At 51.2% G+C, this 21,201-nt stretch carries 21 protein-coding genes; 4 read left to right on the forward strand and 17 right to left on the reverse strand.

What is annotated here, in order from left to right; genetic code table 11:
* Positions 1–279: 279 nt before the first annotated feature.
* Together EVJ21_RS03045 and rnjA are read right to left on the reverse strand one after the other, a co-directional pair.
* The gene (locus EVJ21_RS03045) at positions 280–1,737 is read right to left on the reverse strand and encodes a phospholipase D family protein (RefSeq protein WP_083273978.1); all 1,458 of its coding nucleotides are present in this window, start codon (positions 1,735–1,737) and stop codon (positions 280–282) included.
* A gap of 61 nt (positions 1,738–1,798) precedes the next feature.
* On the reverse strand, positions 1,799–3,466 hold the full coding sequence (rnjA, locus tag EVJ21_RS03050; protein WP_070327600.1) for a ribonuclease J1: 1,668 nt from the start codon (positions 3,464–3,466) through the stop codon (positions 1,799–1,801).
* A gap of 208 nt (positions 3,467–3,674) precedes the next feature.
* Here rnjA and EVJ21_RS03055 point away from each other — a divergent pair, with 208 nt between their 5' ends.
* The gene (locus EVJ21_RS03055; protein ID WP_173647404.1) at positions 3,675–4,463 is read left to right on the forward strand and encodes a Cof-type HAD-IIB family hydrolase; all 789 of its coding nucleotides are present in this window, start codon (positions 3,675–3,677) and stop codon (positions 4,461–4,463) included.
* Between the two features lie 29 nt (positions 4,464–4,492).
* Here EVJ21_RS03055 and EVJ21_RS03060 read toward each other — a convergent pair whose 3' ends face one another.
* The 5 genes from EVJ21_RS03060 to EVJ21_RS03080 all read right to left on the reverse strand — a co-directional run bounded on the left by EVJ21_RS03060 (position 4,493) and on the right by EVJ21_RS03080 (position 9,961).
* Positions 4,493–5,155 carry a potassium channel family protein gene (locus tag EVJ21_RS03060; protein WP_071399517.1) on the reverse strand — a complete coding sequence of 221 codons (663 nt, stop codon included), beginning with the start codon at positions 5,153–5,155 and terminating at the stop codon, positions 4,493–4,495.
* A gap of 107 nt (positions 5,156–5,262) precedes the next feature.
* Entirely contained in the window at positions 5,263–6,294 is a 1,032-nt protein-coding gene (locus tag EVJ21_RS03065; protein WP_070327603.1) for a cytochrome d ubiquinol oxidase subunit II, read from the reverse strand.
* Between the two features lie 14 nt (positions 6,295–6,308).
* Positions 6,309–7,697 (reverse strand): cytochrome ubiquinol oxidase subunit I, encoded by a 1,389-nt coding sequence (locus EVJ21_RS03070; protein ID WP_131465385.1) that lies wholly within the window; start codon positions 7,695–7,697, stop codon positions 6,309–6,311.
* A 267-nt stretch (positions 7,698–7,964) separates the two neighbouring features.
* Positions 7,965–9,086 carry an N-acetyldiaminopimelate deacetylase gene (locus tag EVJ21_RS03075; RefSeq protein WP_070327605.1) on the reverse strand — a complete coding sequence of 374 codons (1,122 nt, stop codon included), beginning with the start codon at positions 9,084–9,086 and terminating at the stop codon, positions 7,965–7,967.
* On the reverse strand, positions 9,083–9,961 hold the full coding sequence (locus tag EVJ21_RS03080) for a transcriptional regulator CcpC (protein ID WP_070327606.1): 879 nt from the start codon (positions 9,959–9,961) through the stop codon (positions 9,083–9,085). Before EVJ21_RS03080 ends, EVJ21_RS03075 begins: the two co-directional genes overlap by 4 nt.
* Before the next feature lie 110 nt (positions 9,962–10,071).
* On the opposite strand from EVJ21_RS03080, the gene EVJ21_RS03085 reads away from it, so the two are divergent.
* Complete coding sequence (locus EVJ21_RS03085; RefSeq protein ID WP_070327607.1) at positions 10,072–10,461, forward strand: disulfide bond formation protein B; 390 nt, start codon at positions 10,072–10,074, stop codon at positions 10,459–10,461.
* 51 nt (positions 10,462–10,512) lie between these two features.
* Here the strand turns inward: EVJ21_RS03085 and nadE are convergent, their stop codons facing one another.
* The 7 genes from nadE to EVJ21_RS03120 form a co-directional block, all read right to left on the reverse strand.
* On the reverse strand, positions 10,513–11,328 hold the full coding sequence (gene nadE / locus EVJ21_RS03090; RefSeq protein ID WP_070327608.1) for an ammonia-dependent NAD(+) synthetase: 816 nt from the start codon (positions 11,326–11,328) through the stop codon (positions 10,513–10,515).
* Between the two features lie 116 nt (positions 11,329–11,444).
* On the reverse strand, positions 11,445–12,254 hold the full coding sequence (locus tag EVJ21_RS03095; RefSeq protein WP_236636553.1) for a BsuPI-related putative proteinase inhibitor: 810 nt from the start codon (positions 12,252–12,254) through the stop codon (positions 11,445–11,447).
* A gap of 100 nt (positions 12,255–12,354) precedes the next feature.
* Positions 12,355–12,549, reverse strand: a complete 195-nt coding sequence (locus tag EVJ21_RS03100; protein WP_070327609.1) for a hypothetical protein — start codon at positions 12,547–12,549, stop codon at positions 12,355–12,357.
* 240 nt (positions 12,550–12,789) lie between these two features.
* Positions 12,790–13,881 carry a virulence factor gene (locus EVJ21_RS03105; protein ID WP_201739976.1) on the reverse strand — a complete coding sequence of 364 codons (1,092 nt, stop codon included), beginning with the start codon at positions 13,879–13,881 and terminating at the stop codon, positions 12,790–12,792.
* A 70-nt stretch (positions 13,882–13,951) separates the two neighbouring features.
* On the reverse strand, positions 13,952–14,191 hold the full coding sequence (locus EVJ21_RS03110; protein ID WP_070327611.1) for a hypothetical protein: 240 nt from the start codon (positions 14,189–14,191) through the stop codon (positions 13,952–13,954).
* 67 nt (positions 14,192–14,258) lie between these two features.
* Positions 14,259–15,530 (reverse strand): alpha/beta fold hydrolase, encoded by a 1,272-nt coding sequence (locus EVJ21_RS03115; RefSeq protein WP_161568937.1) that lies wholly within the window; start codon positions 15,528–15,530, stop codon positions 14,259–14,261.
* A 2-nt stretch (positions 15,531–15,532) separates the two neighbouring features.
* A complete protein-coding gene (locus EVJ21_RS03120) occupies positions 15,533–16,099 on the reverse strand; it encodes a GNAT family N-acetyltransferase (RefSeq protein WP_131489868.1) in 567 nt (188 codons plus the stop codon).
* Between the two features lie 151 nt (positions 16,100–16,250).
* On the opposite strand from EVJ21_RS03120, the gene EVJ21_RS03125 reads away from it, so the two are divergent.
* Positions 16,251–16,982: a hypothetical protein gene (locus EVJ21_RS03125; RefSeq protein WP_131440409.1), complete on the forward strand. Its 732-nt coding sequence runs from the start codon at positions 16,251–16,253 to the stop codon at positions 16,980–16,982.
* A 272-nt stretch (positions 16,983–17,254) separates the two neighbouring features.
* On the forward strand, positions 17,255–17,542 hold the full coding sequence (locus EVJ21_RS03130; RefSeq protein WP_070327615.1) for a hypothetical protein: 288 nt from the start codon (positions 17,255–17,257) through the stop codon (positions 17,540–17,542).
* Positions 17,543–17,595: 53 nt separating this feature from the next.
* Here EVJ21_RS03130 and EVJ21_RS03135 read toward each other — a convergent pair whose 3' ends face one another.
* Genes EVJ21_RS03135 through EVJ21_RS03145 form a run of 3 tightly spaced genes read right to left on the reverse strand, consistent with a single transcriptional unit; the run spans position 17,596 to position 21,179 of the window.
* A complete protein-coding gene (locus EVJ21_RS03135; protein ID WP_131489869.1) occupies positions 17,596–18,858 on the reverse strand; it encodes a PTS ascorbate transporter subunit IIC in 1,263 nt (420 codons plus the stop codon).
* A 32-nt stretch (positions 18,859–18,890) separates the two neighbouring features.
* Positions 18,891–19,157: a PTS sugar transporter subunit IIB gene (locus EVJ21_RS03140; protein ID WP_034776979.1), complete on the reverse strand. Its 267-nt coding sequence runs from the start codon at positions 19,155–19,157 to the stop codon at positions 18,891–18,893.
* 3 nt (positions 19,158–19,160) lie between these two features.
* Entirely contained in the window at positions 19,161–21,179 is a 2,019-nt protein-coding gene (locus EVJ21_RS03145; protein ID WP_131489870.1) for a BglG family transcription antiterminator, read from the reverse strand.
* Positions 21,180–21,201 lie beyond the last annotated feature (22 nt).

Below are 21,201 nucleotides of genomic sequence, written 5' to 3' on the forward strand. Positions count from 1 at the left end.
AAATGGTATGTATACGGTCTCTCCAGGCCAATGAACTGGTCAGCTTCTTCATGTTTTGTGCGGTGACCGCCGCCAGATGGGACCGTGTGCGTTGCTCGTCCGATGGCGCCGCGACTCCTGCAGGATTGCAATCCAACGGAGACCCAGCAGCGACGCGAGTCGCGATGCGGCTCCGGGATTGCCTGCGGAAAGCGTGGGCGCCGAAAGGACGAGCCATAGCAATCATGTTAGTCAACAAGCTGAAGCCCGCCCTCTGATGAGGACGGGCTTGTTTTTAGGTCAGTAGGTCATCGTCCACGTCAACTTCTGTAACCAGTAGAGCAAGTACTTGCCGATCGGCAAGTCGGTCTGAATCTCATCATAAGCGACGGTGTACGTCCCGTCCTCGTTGTTCCAAAGCCGTTTGAAATAGCTATCGACTTCGCGCATGAACTCAGTCTCGGTCGCAGTCGTCACTTCAACGTCCGCCTCGAGGTTATAGTCGTTCATATTCCGGGTCGTATAGTTGCCTGACCCCATCACAACGACACGCTGCTCGCCTTCGACGTAGAGCATCTTCGGATGATATTGTTCTTTCCCGACTTCGTACCAACGGACCTCGATCTGTTCCGGATTGACTTCGACGAGCTCAGCCGTGACCGGCAAGTTCGGGAGACCCGACTTATCACGCCCGAACGCGTTCGTGTTCGGGTCAAGGATGAGCTTGACGAACACGCCGCGCTCGGCGGCATCGTGGATTGCTTGGATGATGTTCCGATCGGCCAAATAGAACATGCCGATCCAAATCGTCTCGCCCGCTTCCGCCTCGTCCATCGCTTTCACGACGGCTTCTTGAATTTTCGACTCGGTGACGTAACGAACCTGCATCGGTCCGTCCGAATCCTCGTCACGTAAGGCGGCGAGCTTTTCTTCACTCGGGAAACGGCTCGCGTCCCCTTTCGAGAACCGGGCGATCGCCTCTTCCCCTTCAAGAATGTCAGCTAGGATCGGACCGTCGAGTCGGACGCCGACATTTGAATGGTAACCGGACGCGTCATGCGGATTCGCCGAGAGGACGAACCCGTCGTTCTCCGTCACCATGACTTTGCGATGGTTCGCTTTCACGTTCAGTAACCGTAAATAAGAACGAATCGTGATGTCCGGTGCCGATTTCGCCATCGGGTTCGGGAGCCAACCGTTTTGGCTGTCCCCGAACCATTGGAATCCGATGCGATACAACGTCGAGTACAAGATATTCGGGTCACGTAACGCGTCGAGGTTCGTGTAGACGATCTCCGCGCCCGCTTCCTTGAGCACGTCTAAATGGTCAGACGCGTGACCGTTATACGTCGTGTTGATCTCGTCTGTGATCAAGACGACGTTCAAGTCCGGATAGAGCTCCATCTGTTCTATGAGTGCTGACGACAGGCGGGCCGTGATGTCCGGATACGGTCGATCTTCATTTGAATATGGATTGAATAAGAAAAAGTCCATGACGATATACTCCCGGGCCTCGCGGATCGATCGCTCGACATCTTGGAAGATCTCTTGCTCATTGACTTCGGTGTCTTCTCCTTGGTATGTCAAATCAGACAAAAAATCGATTTGGTCATCCGAGATGTTTACCGGTTCGGATGCTCGAGACACCCCTTCTGGCAGCGGTTTTACTTGATGATAAATCATCGTGACTAAAAATAAGATCGCAAATGCGGCAAGTCCCCACTTGAGCCAACCTGTCTTACGCTTCTTCCGTTCCATACGCACCGCCCCTTTTTTCATTCTCTAAAAAACGGGCTGTAGTCACCTACAGCCCGTTCGTTTATACTTCCATAATGATCGGAAGAACCATTGGGTGTCTTCGTGTTTTTTGAGCCAAGTATGGCGTGAGTGTATCCGAGACAAGTTGCTTCATCTCTGACCATTTCATCTGCTTGTTCGATAAGCCTTGTTCGACCGTCTTCTTGAGCAAGCGCTCACCGTCACGAATCAGGCTGCCCGATTCACGCATGTACACGAATCCGCGCGAGATGATATCGGGTCCGGAGACGAGTTTTCGCGTCTTGCCGTCGATGCTGATGACGACGACGACAAGTCCATCTTCTGACAAGATCCGGCGATCGCGTAAGACGATATTGCCGATGTCACCGATGCCGTTTCCGTCAACATAGACGGCGTTCGCCGAAATTTTTCCTGTAATGGCAGCCGAATCGGCATCGACGGCGAGCACTTCGCCGTTGTCCATTACGAACGTGTTCTCTTTCGGGATCCCGACCGATTGCGCGAGCTCGGCATGTTTCACTAACATGCGGTACTCTCCGTGAATCGGCATGAAGAATTTCGGGTTGAGCAAGCGGATCATGAGCAGCTGCTCTTGTTGCGATCCGTGACCTGACGTATGGATGTTCGTGAGTTTACCGTAGACGACGTCAGCGCCCGCTTTGTACAGTTGGTTGATCGTTTTACCGACCGACACGGCGTTACCAGGAATCGGTGACGATGAGAAGATGACCGTGTCGCCAGGGATGATCGAAACTTGACGGTGTGTCCCGTTCGCAATCCGGCTGAGCGCAGCCATCGGTTCACCTTGTGATCCGGTACAGAGAATCGCCACTTCATGTGGTTGGAAGTTGCGCATCTGGTTCGTCTCGATAATCATTCCTTTTGGTACGTTGATAAAGCCGAGATCTTGTCCGATCGTCATGACTTTTTCCATCGAGCGACCGAAGATGAGCAAGTGGCGGCCCGTCTCAGCACAAGAGTCGATGACTTGTTGCAGACGATAGATGTTCGAGGCGAACGTCGCGAAGATGATGCGCCCTTCCGCTTTACGGAACGTCTCACTGATCGTCCCGCCGACGACTTTTTCACTCATCGTGAACCCTTCGATTTCTGCGTTCGTCGAGTCCGACAAGAGACAAAGGACGCCTTCTTTCCCGATCTCAGCCATTTTGGCGATATCAGCCGGCTCGCCGACCGGTGTGAAGTCGAACTTGAAGTCGCCGGTATGGACGATGTTGCCTTGTGGCGTCTTGACGACGACACCGAGCGAGTTCGGAATCGAGTGGGTCGTCCGGAAGAACGAGATACTCGTCTTTCTGAACTTGACGATCGTATCCTCATCGATTTCATGCAATTCGGCCTCGCGAAGCAAGCCGTGCTCCTCAAGTTTCACTTTGATCAACCCGAGGGCGAGCTTTGTCGCATAGATCGGCAGTTTGACTTGTTTCAACAAGAACGGGATTCCACCGATATGGTCTTCGTGACCGTGGGTGATGAACACCCCTTTTACTTTTTCTTTGTTTTTGATCAAGTATGAGTAATCTGGAATGACGTAGTCGATCCCAAGCAAGTCATCCTCTGGGAACATAATCCCGGCGTCGATGACAATGATCTCATCTTGAAATTGAGCGACATACGTATTCTTCCCGATTTCTCCGAGTCCGCCTAATGCGAACACAGCGGTTTGATGGTTCTTTACAAACTTCATTTAATCTCTCCTTACTTCTAGTTAGTTGATTTTCATCTATGTGATACATAAGTGATTCTCGTGATAAAGTTATGTCTCCGTAAGATTCTTTCTTCATTATAGCTCATATTGTGACAAAATTTCACTAATGACGTCAGATTGAGGGCGGTTTCTTGATTTCGTGGTATGCTTTTCTGTATAGAAATACCCTAAACAAGACAGAGAAAGCATGGTGATTCGAATGGAAGATAAAAAAGTAGTCTTTTTTGACATTGACGGCACACTTCTCCACGAAGGGACGTATATTCCGCCTTCGACGATTGCGGCGATCGAACAACTTCGTGCGAACGGAGTCGAGACGTTCATCGCGACGGGACGAGGCCCGGCGATGCTCTCAGACATCCCGCAGCAACTTGGAATCGAGAGCATGGTGTGCTACAACGGCCAAATCGTCGTCCACCGTGGGGAAATCGTCTATCGGAACACGCTACCGACTCATGCGCTCAGCCGTTTGACGGACCATGCGGGAACGTTTGACCACACACTCGTCTATCTCGGACAAGACCGTGGCGGCGCGACGAAACCGAACGACCACGTCGTCGAACAGTCGCTCGGTGAACTCGATATGCCGATCCCGACGTACGCGCCAAACTTCCACATTGAACAGGACGTTTATCAGACGTTGCTCTACTGCACGCCTGAAGAAGAGCATCATTATCTCGACGCTTATAGCGAATTCGATTTTATCCGGTGGCACCCGCATGCGATGGACGTCATCAATCGCGGGGCGAGCAAGGCGGACGGCATTCGCCACTTCATCGAGACGAACGGCTATCGCCTCGAGAACACATACGCCTTCGGTGACGCGTTGAACGACTTGGCGATGCTCCGATACGTCGGTACAGGCATCGCGATGGGCAACGGACGAGCCGAGGCAAAAGAAGCGGCCGACTTTGTGACGAAATCGATTCTTGAAGACGGGATCGAGTACGGACTAAAAACTATGAAGCTAATCTAAAAACAACGAGAGGCGCGCGCCTCTCGTTTTTATCTTGACCGAAGCGAGCGTTCGAGCCGGTCGAGGTCAGTATCTTTTCCGATGATGATCAAGATATCTTCCGGCAGGATCATCTCGTCGGCTTGAGGGGAAATCAAGACGTCGTCACCACGACGGATGGCGACGATGTTGACTCCGTATTTGGCACGAAGGTCCAAATCGATCAGTGATTTATTCGATAGTTTATCAGAAGCCTTGATCTCGACGATCGAATGTTCATTTGAAAGTTCGAGGTAGTCCAAGATACTTTGGCTCATCAATCCGTTGGCGATCCGGACGCCCATATCGCGTTCCGGGTGGACGATGTTATCCGCACCGATTCGACGCAGGACTTTTTCGTGGTAGTCGTTCGTCGCTTTCACCGTGATGATTTGGACACCGAGCTCTTTCAAAATCAACGTCGTCAAAATCGAGGCTTGAATATTTTCTCCGATTGCCACGATCACATGTTCGAAGTTACGAATCCCAAGACTCTTTAAGACGTTCTCATCGGTCGTGTCAGCAATGACCGCGTGCGTGGCTAGGCCCATGAACTCATTGACGCGTTCTTCATCCACGTCGATGGCGAGCACGTCATATCCGTTCGACGACAACTCCCGCACGATCGACCCACCAAACCGACCTAACCCGATGACTGCAAATTCACCTGTCATATTCAAAACATCCCTTTCCCTACAGCGGTTTCTGTTCCCGATTCTTCGTACAGTGTAACCGATTCGCCCTAAAAAAACTATACAAAAAAGACCGGGAAATCCCGGTCTTATGCTTTACCGCTTGAACGCTTTCCACGCACATAGTCATTGTCGAACAAGAACAGACGAAGCAATAAATACAACGCTGGTACGAGTAAGAGCAATCCTAGAATGAACACGATGACGAGCGCGATCGCCATCGACTCGTTGACGACGCTTCCGTTAATGTCGATATACGGATAGAGGATATACGGCAAATGCGTATAGCCATATCCGAACCACGCCATGAAGAACTGACCCATGACCATTAAGAAAGCGAGTCCGTAGTTGCGTTTCAAGTAGACGAACGATACGGCGATGATGAAGAAGACGAAACTCGCGGCGAACCACCACCAGTTACCCGCCAAAATGTTTTCATAGTGCCATGCCGCCTGTGACTTTAAGCCGAAGAAGACGAGGCCCGAAGCGAGGATCGTCGGAACACTCCAGAAGAGCGCCCATTTGCGCACGAGGCCGACTGCTTCGACATCACGTGCCTTGTCCGCATAGAACAAGAGGAACATCGCACTAATATAGAGCACCGACACGATCGCAAGGATAACGACTGTCCATGAGTAGAAGTTTGTGAACAACTTCAATCCGTCAAAGAACACACCCGACTCTGTCTCGTTAATGAATCCGCCTTGGCTGACCGTGAGCACGGTCGACATCGCCGCCGGAATCAATAAACCTGTCGCCCCGTACAAGAACACGTAAAACGTACTCTCTTTCGAACCGTAGTTCGCGAACGCATAAAAACTTCCGCGAATCGCGAGCAAGATCAACACGACAGAGGCCGGTACTAACAAGGCCGTTCCATAATAGTAAGCCGTATCCGGGAAGAACCCGACGATTCCGACGAAGAAGAAGACGAAGAAGACGTTCGTCACTTCCCATGTCGGTGACAAATACCGTTGAATCAGGCGATTGATTTTTTGGTCTCGCTTCGTGTACTTACTATAGAAAGCGAAGAAGCCGGCACCGAAATCAATCGATGCAACGATGAGATAGCCGTATAAAAACGTCCATAATACGGCAATCCCTAATTCTTGAATTTGCATGTCATATCCTCCGATCACACTTCATCCGCAAACATCGCTTCGCCGCGATGTTCCGATTGTTTTAGTTCTTTCCCGACTGGGTTGTCCTTGAACAGACGTGTCAAGACGAGCACTGTGACCACGCCAAGAACCGCATATAGGATCGCGAAGGCGATGAGCATCCAACCTACGTTAGCCGACGTCGTCGCTGCCTCACTCGTGCGCATCAAATCATAGAGCGCCCATGGCTGACGGCCAAACTCGGCGAAGAACCACCCGAACTCGATTGCCATCATGGCGAGAGGGCCTCCCGCCGCAATCGCAATCAGCATCGGTTTGCTGAATTGAGGCAATCGCTTAATGTAGCGTCCGAGGACGAACAGGAATGAGATGAGCGCAAGAAGCATCCCGATTCCGACCATCGCATCAAACAGATAGTGGATGAACAGTGGCGGTTGGTCCTCTTTCGCAAATTCATTAAGACCCGTCACTTCATAGTTTGGGACACCGCCCGCTAAGATTGACAACGCATAAGGGATTTTAATGGCCCCGCGTACTTCGTAACCACCTTCACCATCGTCTTCGAGCCATCCGCCCAAGATGAGTTCGGCTTCGGAGGAGGTGTCAAAATGCCACTCTGCCGCCGCCAACTTATCTGGCTGATACTTCGCCAAGTATTTACCTGAGAAGTCTCCGACGAGCGCAGTCGCAATCGCAAAGATGAGCGCGACGGTCATCGTTAAACGAAGACCTTTTTTGTGATACTCGATAGACAATTTGTCGAGCTGGTTACGGCGTTGGCGCAATAACTGCACGGCCGCAATCGCCGCTAAGATGAACGCCGATGTCAAAATGGCAGACGTTAATACGTGCGCCATCTTTGTCGGCATCGCCGGGCTGAACATCGCCTCGAGCGGACTCACGTTCGCAAGTTTCCCATCGACGATATCAAATCCGACAGGCTGGTTCATAAAGCTGTTGACTGTCGTAATGAAGAAGCCTGAGAACAGTGCACCAACGGCGACTGGAATCCCGATCAGCATATGGTGCCACGGGTTTTTAAACCGATCCCACGTGTACAAATAAATGCCGAGGAAGATCGCTTCAAAGAAGAACGCGAACGTTTCCATGAACAACGGCAGCGCGATCGTCTGACCGGCGACGCGCATCAAGTTTGGCCAAAGCAGTGATAACTGCAGCCCGATGGCTGTACCGGTGACGACACCGACCGCGACGGTCACGACATAGCCCCGCGACCACCGACGAGCCATCAAAGTGTATTTCGGATCTTTCTTTTTAATACCTAAAAACTCTGCCAATAAAATTAAAAGTGGAACCCCGACGCCGATTGTGGCAAAAATCACATGAAAACCTAACGTGAGTGCCGTTAGCGCCCGACTCATCAGGACCGGATCTTGAAACATCTATTGATTACCTCCTATCTCTCTCTAGCGCTTCACACCGATGCGTGAAACGAAACATCATAGATAATTTCCTTTGGATACCCCTATCATAATGATTTTATATAGCGCTGTAATGTCTCAATGCTTGAGTTCGCAAAATGTTCACATTTGAACAAGCTTAACAATATTGACGCTTTACAATCATAATAATTTCCCTTTTTCCTCACATCGGAAGCACAATTCAACACATTTCAACAAAAAAAGCGGACAGCAACGTGTCCGCTTCGTTCACTTCACAATGACCGTTCTAAAGAAATGGTCGAACAGTTCGACCGCGACATCGATCGCCCGCTCATCTGGATTGAGCGTCGCTTGATGAAGACCTGAACCCATGTCGTTCACCCCGAGCCACACCATGAACCCCGGCACTTGTTTCAACATATAGCCGAAATCCTCACCGGTCATGGCCGGAACGCACGTCTTATACGAATAGCCGACGTCTTCGACCGCTTCCTCGAACTGGAACAAATACCGTTCGTCGTTCACTACTTCATGGTACCGGTTGCCGAACTCGAGGTCGATATGGACGTTATACGTCATCTCGACACCGGCGATGACTTGACGGATCCGGCGCTCAAGGACGACCATTTCTTTATCCGACAGGGCCCGGATCGTCCCATCGAGCTTGGCCGTCTCGGCGATGATGTTCTCTTTCGTGCCGGCGGCGACTTTACCGATACTGATCACGGCGCTCCCCATCGGGTCGATGTTGCGAGAGATGATCGTCTGCAGCTGCATGATCAATGCCGCCTGAACGATGACAGCGTCAATCCCGGCATGCGGGAAAGCGCCGTGCCCACCCTTGCCGTGAATCGTGAGGTGGAGCTCACGCGCACTCGCGAACAAGACGCCCGGTCGTGAGGCAATCGTGCCGACCGGATATTCCGGCGCCACGTGGAGACCGAACATCGCGTCAGGACGGAAATGATAGAACAACTCCGACATCGCCATCGGTTCCGCACCGCCCGGCCCTTCTTCGGCCGGTTGGAAAAAGACGACGAGATGATGATCGAGCGGCTCTTCGATCGCGCGTTTGATCAAGCCGAGCGCGATCGCCATATGGACGTCATGTCCACAGGCATGCATCATGCCTTCATGGACCGAGGCGAACTCCAGTCCTGTCTCTTCCGTGATCGGCAATCCGTCCATATCGGCCCGATACCCGATCGTCTTGTCGCCGACAAGACCGTCGACACGTACGAACAGTCCGGTGCGCCAATGCGAGATGTGGACCCGTGACGAGTTAAACGAACGAATCAACTCCTCAAGCGTCGCTTGTGTTTTAAACTCTTTGTAACCCGGTTCTGGAATCAAATGTAACTGTCTTCTAGCTTCTATGGCCCAACTCATTCCACACTCTCCTTTGTCACTTCTTCAACGATTTCCCAAAACGCTTTCACTTGCGCGAGCTCGAGCATCGAGTCGGTCGACAACATCCACGTGTCACGCACGAGCGGTGTCCCGTTCGACGACGTGAGCGGGATCTTATTGATCGCCTCGACATCGCGAATCGTCGACTCCGGCAAGATGGCAAAACCAATCCCATGCAGCGCCATCTGTTTGCACGTCTCGATCTGATCGACGACGAGTGTCGTGAGCGGCGGACTCGAGAACCGCTCTTGCCACCATTCAAGGATTTCTTGATAATAGGTCGAGTCACTCTTAAACTGAATGAACGAGCGCTCGTTATTTTTCAACTGCTTTAAATCGGTCATCCGCATATCAACGAGGTGAAGCGAATCTGAGAACAGTTTCATCTTTTCTCCGCGCCAGTCCGGATTACCGCGAATGATCCCGATATGGAAACTCTCTTCGAGCATATAGCGCATCATCTCGCTCGACCAGCCCGTCACGAGTTTGACTCGGACGGACGGATACCGTTCCATGAATCGTTTCAAGACGCGGGGCAACCAATACTGTCCCATGATCGAGGCGACCGCGATTTTGAGCGTCCCATACACTTCGCCTTGCTTGGCCGTCAACTCTCCCCGAAGTTCTTGCTCTTCGCTATACATCTTTTTCGCGAAGTCGATGATTTTCTCACCGTCCGGGGTGAGGGCGAGGCCTCGCGTCGAGCGGACGAAAATCTTTTTGCCCCACTGATGCTCGATTGTGACGAGGCGTTGGCTTAAAGCCGGTTGGGAGACGAACAACCGCTCGGCGGCTTTTCTCATATTCAACTCTTCGGCGAGGACGATCAACACTTCCACTTCTGATACTTGCATGACGTCACCTATTTCTATATCGTTTCTAAGACTGTATACTAAATTCATTGTTGCTAACCTGTATCATATCATGTTCATTCGCAATTTTTGAGTCGTCAGGAGGAAATCGTATGCAACGTCATCATTTTGCCTTTATTGTCGCGACCGTCGCGACGCTTGGAAGTTTGTACTTCTCCGAAGTCATGCTTTATCTGCCCTGCAAGCTGTGCTGGTTTCAGCGCATATTCATGTACCCGCTCGCGATTTATTACTTGACTATCATGTTAACGAACCGTGAAGTCAACCGTCTCTTCATCGGACTGATGGCCGGTGCCGGCTGGCTGATCAGCCTATACCACGTCGTGCTCGAACGGATTCCGAACGGGGATGCGTTTTGCAGCAACGACTGTCTCATCCGTTGGGTGAACTACTTCGGGTTCGTCACGATCCCGCTCTTGAGCTTCATCGCGTTCACGCTGATTTTAGCTATTCAATTCGTTCCAAAACGTACTGTTCGTTGAATGGAAAGAGGAGACACGGTCGAAATTGACCGCGTCTCCTCTTTATTTAGCTTATTGCCACCACTCGTCATAGAGCGACGCCGGCATATGGTGCTTATGGCGCGACCGTTTAAAGATCGTCTCGATCCGCTCGGCGATAGCCGGGTCGACGGCTTTCCCTTCTAAATAATCGTCGAGTTGGTCATACGTCATCCCCAGTGCGACTTCATCGGGAAGACCCGGTTTGTCGTCCTCGAGGTCAGCCGTCGGCACTTTATAAATCAGACTCTCGTGCGCTTCGAGCTCATGGAGCAACGCTTTTCCTTGGCGCTTGCTCAGTCCCGTGAGTGGCGTCAAATCGGCTGCCCCGTCCCCGTGCTTCGTATAAAATCCAGTCACATACTCTGCCGCATGGTCAGTCCCGACGACAAGCGCCCCGAACGTCGCCGCGATGTCATATTGGACTTTCATCCGTTCACGCGCTTTCGTGTTCCCTTTATGGAAATCGCCGAGTTCGAGCGTCGTTGCTTGTTTGAACGCCTCGACCGAAGCATCGACGGCCGGCTTGATGTTGACGGTGAACGTCTTGTCAGGCCGGATGAAATCAAGCGCCCGCTTGGCGTCGTCTTCGTCATGTTGTTCGCCGTATGGGAGGCGCACCGCATAAAACGTATAGTCGCCGCCGGTCTCAGCCCGCAACTCTTCCATCGCGTGTTGGCATAACTTGCCCGCGAGTGTCGAGTCTTGTCCACCTGAAATACCGAGGACGAGTCCTTTCGCCCCCACACGTTTGACGTACGTTTTTAAAAAGTCGATTCGTCGACGGACTTCTTGAACTGGATCGATGTGCGATTTCACATGAGTCGATTCGATGATGTGTTGTTGCATCTTTCGTTTCCTCCTTGTTTGTAAGTCGGTTTGCCTTATTGTCTGACAATCTGGTTTTGTCGTCAATACGTTTGGATTCCAAAAAAAAGACGGAAACGTGAGTTTCCGTCTAACGGTTATTGAACGCGGAACGATGCGACGTCTCCGCCGATCGGTGTCATCTCTAGGAAGAGCGACTGTCCTGATGTCGGTTCCTCATCTAATAACACACCGAACGTGAAGCCGCCGGCCGTCGGTTGCGACGCCCCTTGCGCAAACACGTTATGCCCGTCCGAGACGCTCCATTCGAACTCCTCGACGTTCGTGTACCCAGCCACTTCAATCAAATTCCCGTTTCTCTTAATCGAGACATCGCTGAACGCACCGTCCGTTTGGGCCGGCTGCTCGCTCGGCTCATCCGTTGGCTCTTCAGAAGGCTCTTCTGCCGGTTCTTCCGCAGGCGGCGCCTCTACCGCTTCAACTGATAACGTTTTTTGATCGGTGGCTGCCATCTCTGGTGCGCCTTCGACTTGAGCGAGACTGACGAAATCAACCGTATACTCTCCGCTCTCGAGTGTGAGCGGGAACACTTCGTCAAACACTTTCGTCTCACCCGGTTCCCACGTCTCTTCGATAATTGATTCAGTGAACATATATTCGCTGCCGTAATCAAAAACGGTCGTTTCTCCGTTCATGACCGTCAACTGAAAACGTTGCGATGAATTGAAGGTCACCTTGACCGGTCCTTCATTCGGGTTCGTCATCGAAACCGTCGCCGATAATTGTTTTGTGTCGGCATTGTAGCTCGCGTCCGTCTCAAGCGTCAATAAAGCTGGAGCTGCCGACGAGTTCCCGTCCACATCGCTCGGAGTTGCTTCTTCTTTACCACACGCCGCTACCACGAGCATCATCGCAGCGACCACGACTAGCAACCAAGTTTTTTTCACGTATTCCACTCTCCTCAACAAAATAAAAAAACGTCTATAGCACTAGTGTATACGTTCGTGCAGACGTTTGTAATGGATTTCCCTATATTATTTACCTTTTTTAAGAAACTTGTAGGTTTTCCACGTATTGCTGCCAACCGGTCACGAACAACGAGTCAGCGACGTCGATGTCAGAACGAACTTGTGCAGAGATTGAGAACGTCTCACTATGAATCGTCTCAAAAATGACGGTGATCATGCCATCGACCACTTCTTTGTAAGCTACGAGTTCAGTTGTTTCTGCAAAAAGAATCATGAGTGTTGCTCCTTTGTCCAAATAAGATACTTTCAGTGTACCAACGTTATTCAAATAAAAACGTCCTATCGTTCGACAGTCCCGCTCCGAGCTCGACTTGTCTGTCGAATAACTGGCACCGATTGTTAACCGATTGGTTGAATTATGTAAGGACAAACGAAAAAGAGAGGCAATTCGCCAAGCGAACTCCTCTCACTTCCTATAACTGTAAATTTGAACAAACCTGACTTGTCGAATGGTTTATTTCGAACGGTTCGAGATTTGTTGCCATACCGTTCCGAGTGCCGTTTCTCCGCTCGTAATTCGCTCTTTGGCGAGACGTGCTTGGAGAGAAACCTCGAACTCACGGTCGTCCTCGGCGATTTTCAAAGCCGGTACGGCCTGCTCATCACCACAGTCGAACAAGAAGCGTGCGGCCCGCCAACGGACAAGCTTACTTTTATCTTTGAGCGCCTCGATCATCGATGGCTGAGATTTTGACAACGCCCAATCAGAGACGGTGTCCCCCGCGGTCCGTCTCACGATCGGTGACGGATCGACGAGTGCCTGCTCGATATAGGTGACGTAATCCTCCCGATTTTCTTCAAACGTACCAATCATGACGACTGCTTGACGACGGATCGCCATCACCTTGTCCTCGAGTGCCCGGCGGAAGTAATTCATGTTCTCCGGTTCGATTTGCAGTTCATCCAAGAATGCCATCCGTGCTTTCCAGTCCTCCGACTGGAGTTGCGACACGTTGGCCTCGTAATCCGCCTCGCGCCCGAAAGCACGGGCGACAATCCGAGCGACGCGATCTTCTGGATAGGCCGCTTCAAGCTCTTCTTGGGCGACAGCACTCACGTCTTCGAGTTCCCCGTAACGCGGAGCTTGTTCGACCCAGCGGCGATCTTGAATGACGTTTTTCACTTGCTGCTGTACCTGCATCGCTGCGTCGACAAAGCGTTTAGACAAACCGACCCGTTTCTCCTCGTCGCCTTTGACGAGTTTCAACTGCATCGGGACGTCTAATACGAACTGGACCGATACGTGGACCGGCTCATAGTCTGCCGTCAACTGGCTCGCTTCTCCTTCAGCGACGTCTTCGCCGAACGCGCGACGGATGTCGTTCATGACGTCGTGCCAATCGTGTTTCGGATGCCGTTCGACCGCTAAAAAATCAGAGACGGCGTATACCGATTTGACGCCTCGTAACGCGATGATGTCTCGGATCGTCTCCGGGACGTCCTGACTCGCCTTGTCATATGTGACCCCGCGGCCAGAAAAAGCCGGTTCGACAATGATCTTTAAATTGTTCGGACTTGGTGTTGGTTCAATTGCTACAAGTTTCATCTTCATCACCTCACACCAATCGTGACGAAAACAACAAAAAAACGCAAGCGAGTCGCTTGCGTCGTGAACATCAAAATAGGGCGATGAACTGTTGGAGGGAATAGCGCTCTCCTTCGACGTCGAACGTGTCATCTCCAGCAATCGGTTCTAGGAAGAAGCGTTTCTCCCCGTCCGCTTTCACGTAACCGAAGATGTGGTTCGTCTGATAAAATAATTCCACAATCGTGACCCGGCCGAACGTCATCCCGTCATTGATGACTGCCTGGTCCCCTAACTCGCCGCCGTTGTACAGTTCGATATACGTTTCCATGTGTTGTCGCTCCCTTTGTGTTTGTTTTCACAATTCATTTCTATCAGACAAAGGTCGTGACTTCAAGTTATTTTTTTGCGTTACGCTTCCAAAAATCAATCCAATTGTAATACTCAGATAACACTCTATCGATTTGTTGGATTGATGGTTCATGTTCAAGTCCTTTAGCACCAATCTTCTCTTTGCAATGCGTGATAAAGATTTCGTTTCCTGGTAAAACGTTTGCCCGATTTGTGGCAAATACTTGTCGGAGGTGGACTTGGCACCTTACCGTCCCGAGCATGCCGGGTGAGGCGCCGGCAATCATGACCGGTTTATCACGAAGTGGCGTTCCCGGTTCGAGCGATAGCCAGTCGATCGCATTCTTTAAGACGCCGGGTATGCTGTGATTGTACTCCGGGGTAACGACGAGCAGACCGTCCGCTTCTCTGACCACTTGCTTGAACGCGACAACGACGTCCGGTTCATCCGGGTCAATCAAGTCGTCATTATAGAGCGGCAATTCGATGGATGCGACCTCCACGTCAAACCGATCACGACCGAGTTCGATGATTGAATGAAGTAGCGCCGTATTGAACGATGCTTTACGCAAACTGCCTGATACGGCGATCAGTTTGAACTTATGCACCGAGCGCACTTCCGCGTCGAGCCAAGCGTTAATGAGTTGCGCTTCGGTTTCAGGCGCCTCCATCATCCCCATATGACTGGCTTGCACCGTCTGTTTTGTATGACGCTCCGCCCCCATGAAAGCTCGTTCCGCGTCCATGTTCGGGTCTTTCGAGCCGTAAATAAATAATCCGGGCAAGTTCGTCTCGCGCACCGTTCCTGTCTCATCATCCCGGTCCCGAATCGCTTCTTGAGCTGAGATGATTCCTTCTTTCGACATGTTGAAGCCGATTCGTTTAGCACGTTCGATGAGTGTGTGATCAGAATCCGGGGCGAACACGCCTGGGATCATCTCGTCGATGAACGGATGGACACCTTCTTCGATCACTTTCTCAATCGCGGCGTTTCGTTTCGCCTTCGCTTGATCCGAATCCGCGCCGGCCGTCGAATGAATCAACCCGAAGCCAGATAATTCATCCGGATAGCGTCGAACAAGGTTCGTCGTGATGTATCCGCCGAACGAATGTCCCAGTACGACCGGACGATCGAGCTCGCGCAAACGTATCTCTCTGATCACCCAATCCGCGAATTGATCGATCGTCTCGGGACCCGATTCGGTGTCATCATGTCCTGGAAGCGTCAACGCGTACACATCCGCTTCAAGCATCGGGACGAGCTCGTCAAAATAATCCGGTGACCCACATAGGCCGTGAAGCAATACAACTTGTCTCATCGTCATCTCCCTCTCTGTGGCCATTCGTCTTTTAGTAGACGGTACATCGTCAAGTCCATAAAACGGCCGTGACTGTAAGCATAGTCGTGCAGCAAGCCTTCCTCGGTGAAGCCGAGCTTTCGCACTAACCGATTTGACCCATCGTTCTCTGGTGCGACGAGCGCCGAGATCCGGTGAAACTTGAACTCGTCGAACCCGTACCCGATGACGGCTGTCGCCGCTTCATAGGCGACACCTCTGCGCCAATGACTAGGCGCGACTTCAAATCCGATTTCAGCCCTGAAATATTGGGGCGTCCAGTTATGAAAGCCGATCGTCCCGACGAGCTCATCGGTCACACGGTCACATATCGCCCATCGAATTGCTTTCCCTTGTTGAAATTGATCTTTAAAATAGGCGATGACGTTCTTCGCCTCATACACGGCAAGCAACGGATCAGATCCGTAATAGCGCATGACTTCCTCGGTCGAGAGGATCACGTAGAGTGCCCGCGCGTCCCTAGGCTCGAGTTCTCTCAGGATAAAACGATCTGTAGCGAGCTCTGGAAAACTCTTCTTCAACCCCCACATGCTGAACCCGCCTTTCTTCTACCTTTTCTCTAATTATACCTAGTTTTCCTCAAAAACCATCATCTCAATCATCTCGACCGCTCCAACATGGCACACTCGAGACGGATTTGCTAAAATCAAATTGTAGTGACTTCGAACTGAGGGGATTAATATGTCAAAACAGTTGTTCTACATTAAACAAGACCGGGAACTACAACGTTTTACCCTTCATGGGGTGACACTGACGGATGTCGTCGAAGCGTTATCACTCGCCCGACCGATGATCATCTGTCGAACAGACATTAAAGGGATGAGACAATCATCCCGGACGAGGTTTCGCTATATCGAGGCACACGAACTCTCAACGTTCTCGACGAAATACTTGAACAACCAGACGAGTTTCACCGCCATCGACTTTCCAGACTATAATTTACTCGAATCATTATCAGACCATGAGATTGCGGAAATCTTGTTTTTGAGCCACATGGAACGAGGGCTGAAAGCGCCGTTCCTCAACTCGATCCAAAATGAGATCGCTTATTTCAACGAGTCGAACGATCGTCACAGTAGCCTCTACATAAAAGACTGGTCGACGATCAATCAGTTCCTGCAAAGCGTGCTTCAAAGTAAACTCGACCGTGACATCCGTAATATCAGCTTCGTCCCGATCCCACTGCCTGTCATCGATGAAATCTTGGCTTTATCCCCACAAGGGCTGATTATCGATTTCGACCATACGAAACGCAGTCTGTTCAATCGACAAGTCGCCATCTCGTTTTACGTCGCCGGACGATACGAGGACATGTCTGTGCTTGAAGAAGACTTTGACGCCAAGAAGGAATCGATCGCCTTAAAAGGGCAATTGACCTATCGCCGCCGAGCATGGGAAATCGAACGATTTTAAGTTCATACGTGTATGAAAGTCAAAAGAGCCTGGAAAATTCAGGCTCTTTTTTGCTATCGTGCTCGTCTTTATTTCGTTCCAAATCGCTTTGTCTAACGACTTTATCGTTATTTTTAAAAATTGATAACAAATTGTCTTAATTTTTCGTTAAATTAAGTCTTTTCTTTTAACGATAGGACGGTATACTAGGAATAACCTTCTGGAGGGACGGAAGGCAATATAGAGAAAGCGAGGTGAAAATCTATTCATCTGTCGATGGATAGATCTACGAAATGGAACAACTGAAAGTACAGGGAATTTCTTCGTTCACCAAGTTTGCGACGAATGGAAACATGCTGAAATTAAAAGACGCAATTGCCGGCGAGCAGCGGATTTCGCTTCAAGAAGCGACCGATATACAAGTCTCGATGCTCGACGAGGACCATTCGCGCTTCACTATATTCGGTCAGTCGCGCCCACTCGTGGAACTGACCCTTCCTCACCATTCTTGTGAAGTGTTATATGCATGGCTGCTTCACAAATTAAAACGACAAAAAATCAAATTGGCTTCCAACGCCTAAAACAGCAACAAGACCACGTCCGTTCGGACGTGGTCTTTCGTTTGTGCTCAGATTCATGTGAACAACGAGACGAACCAGCTAATGAGAATACCGACGAGCGCGAAGTCCGAATCCCCGAACGTCGTGCTCTCAAAGCCAAGGTTCCCGAGCAACGGTAGAAGCAGTGCCGGCAAGAAACTGATGAGGAGACCGTTGGCGAACGCTCCTAAAATCGCACCACGTCGACCTCCCGTCGCATTTCCGAACACGCCTGCCGTCGCCCCCGTGAAGAAGTGAGGGACTAACCCTGGAACGATGATGGCGAGCCCGAACAGCGGCAAGAAGAACATCGAAATCAGTCCGGCCGCAAAGCTGACCAAGAAGCCGATGATGACCGCGTTCGGAGCGAACGGGAACACGGTCGGACAGTCGAGTGCCGGTTTTGCGTTCGGCACCATCTTGTCGGCAATCCCTTTGAACGCCGGAACGATCTCGGCAATCAACATCCGAACCCCGGCGAGGACGATGTATACCCCTGCTGCGAACGTGATTGCTTGAATGATCGAGAAGACGATATAGTTCGAACCGCCCGATAGTTCACTCTCGACAAAACCTGGTCCGGCGAAGATGGCGACGACCACGAACAAGAGCGTCATCGTCAAGGAGACGGCGACCGACGTGTCACGCAGGAACCCGAGCTGCTTAGGCACTTGAATGTGCTCTGTCGAATGCTCTTTGTTACCTGCATATTTGCCGATTGTACCCGAAACAAAATAGCCGAGTGAACCAAAGTGACCAATCGCGAAATCGTCCGAGCCGGTGATTTGGCGGACGAACGGTTGCAAGAGCGCCGGGAAAAGAACCATACATAACCCGAGCAACACTGAACCGACCGCGACGAGTACGACCCCTTCAAGACCTGACACCGATAGAATCGCGGCGAGGAGACTCGCCATGAACAACGTGTGATGGCCTGTCAGAAAAATGTACTTGAACGGTGTGAACCGGGCGAGCACGATATTCATGACCATCCCGAACACCATGATCATCGCCGTCTCGACGCCGAACGCGTCTTGAGCGACCGCGACGATCGCCTCATTGTTCGGGATGACCCCGCGAATACTGAACGCCTCATCAAACATCTGTCCGAAAATATCAAGCGCCGCGATGATGACCCCGGCCCCGGCGCCTATGATGACGAAGCCCATGATCGTCTTCAACGTCCCAGAAACGACCGATGCCACATCTTTTTTTTGGAGTACGAGACCAATCAACGCGAACAGACCGACCAAGATGGCAGGTGTCCCTAATATGTCACGCATAATCAAATCAAGCATTCATTGTTCCCCCTTCCGACCCCCGAAGTCGTTTACAGTTTACCTTCTAGTTGTGCCTTGATCCCTTCGATGTCCATGACGTTCTCAAGCGCCACGATCTCACGCGTCCCGTCATCGAGCGTACCGATGATGTCTTTGGCTCCTAGATAAATATCAGCCGGTTCCGTACGTGCCGTCGCGATGTCCGTATGCGACACTTCCGCCTCCGCACCCATTTGATCGAGCGCCTTCTTCACATTTAACTCCATGATGAAACTTGAACCGAGCCCGTTTCCACATACAACTAAAATCTTTTTCATGATTTATTCCTCCTCTGAATATTTGTTGATGACTGGTAACATGTCGTCACTCGTCTGAGCCGACAACAATTTCGTGACATCTTCCTCGTTACCGAGCAGTTCCGTCAGTTGGGCGAGCGCCTTCAAATGTGTCGTCTGGTCGATCGCCGCGAGCACAAAGAAGAGCCGCACCGATTTATTTTCAGGGAAGACGACCGGATCCCCCACTTTTAATACGCTCATGCCAAGCTTTCGGACCCCATCCTCGGGCCGAGCGTGCGGAATGGCCACATCCGGCATGAGGACGATATACGGTCCGTGTTCTTCTACGTTCTCAATCATCGTATCGATGTAGCTCGTTACAATCGATTCGTTCGCTTCAAGCGGCTTGGCCGCGAGACGGATGGCCGTTTGCCAATCGTCGACTTTGTCTAACAGTTGGATATTCTCTCGCGTGATCAGTTCATTCAGCACCGGCTGTCCCCCCTGGTGTACAGTTTGAGTCGTGTCAGCATACAGCAATGCCCGCAAATTTTGGCGCAGTTGCCGTTCGTTCGTGACGGTCGCATGTTTTTTCACGACTTGCAACACGTCGTCGAGTTGAATCGGGAAGTGCTCGCTCCGTTTCAAAAACCGTTGCTCGATTTGTCGCTTCAACTGGATTTGTTCAAGCCGTGTCGGCAAGGCCGGGACAAGTGTCACATTCGCCAACTCATGAATGTTCCGCGGCAATGGGACGGTCGTGAAAATCAAGTCGACGAGCGGCGCATACTGCTCGACGTCCCGCTGTGAGATTGGTGGCAAAAAGACGATTTCCGGAAATTGATTCTTCAAAATATGGTCGAGCATATGCGAGACGCTAATCCCGCTCGGACAGACGACGATGGCTTTCATCTGCTCATCGAGATGCTGTCCTTGTTGATGGAGATTCGCCGCGAAATGGAGCGTATAATACATGACTTCTGTCGCCGGCACGTCTTTGCTGAGACGTTGCCGGAATGGCTCGAGCGAACGTTCCACGAGCACGTTCAACACTTGATGCTCTTTCATGACATACCGTTCGAGCTCTTCGGGTGCCTCGAGTCCCGTATAGACGCGTTGCATCGTCGCCTTCGAGTGAAGCACGAGTTTCTCGCAAAGCGCTTCTCGTTCGATAATGAACGTGCAACTGAGAAGTTCGAATCGCTCGATCACGTCCATCATGACGCTAGCCAATTCATGTTGCGTCGCTTCATCCATCTCTTCCTCCACTTTCGGTCCGCTCTTGATCAGCATATCGAGCGTCACCCAAAGATGGGGCATTTGACTAAAGTGGTGTCGGAGCGCGTCATCCGTATTCTCCGTCATAACGAGGTCCTCTTCGTCAGTGGACGTAGGCATCGTCATTCGGCTTCCGAACAAGAGGAAGTAAGCGAGCTTTTCTCGATGGCTCTCGACCAAGCGGAACTGTCGAACCGTCTCGTACGTTTCCAGTTGATGAAGAAGCTCTTCATATTCTGTCTCCCAATCCGCGAGCACGGCACTGACGAGACGTTCTTTCGTCGAACGGGTGACGAGACGTTCGATCATCCGATATAAATACAGGGCGATCGTTTGCGGATGTCCGTTCACGTGATACCCTGATTTCCGGGTATAGGCGAAATCGAGACCGAAATGCGCCGCACTTTTCTTCACACCGTTCAAACTTTCTTGCACCGTGAATTTGGAGACGTCAAGGAGCTGTTGAAAATGGAACGCCGATAAAAACTCTCGGTTCACCAACGTGAAGAAAACGATCAACAACTCACGTTCTTCTTCGGACCAAATCAACCCGGCCTGTTCAAACCGCTCCGTCAGCTCAGGTGTCACCGATAATTGAATCATTGCCCCGTCCACGTGCATGTCGGGCAGTCCACAATCGACCAACCATTCTTGAATCCGCTCCAGCTCATACTCGATGGTCCGTCGTGAATACGGGAGCATCAGCTCGAGCGATTCAATCGTCACTCGTTGCTCATGCATGATGACGCTCAGGATTCGCTTGCTCTTTTCGTTTAGTAACATGGTAGTGGCCTCCTACACGTTC

The organism is Exiguobacterium sp. SH0S2 (genome assembly GCF_004337185.1).
In the GTDB taxonomy this organism is placed as follows: domain Bacteria; phylum Bacillota; class Bacilli; order Exiguobacteriales; family Exiguobacteriaceae; genus Exiguobacterium; species Exiguobacterium aurantiacum_A.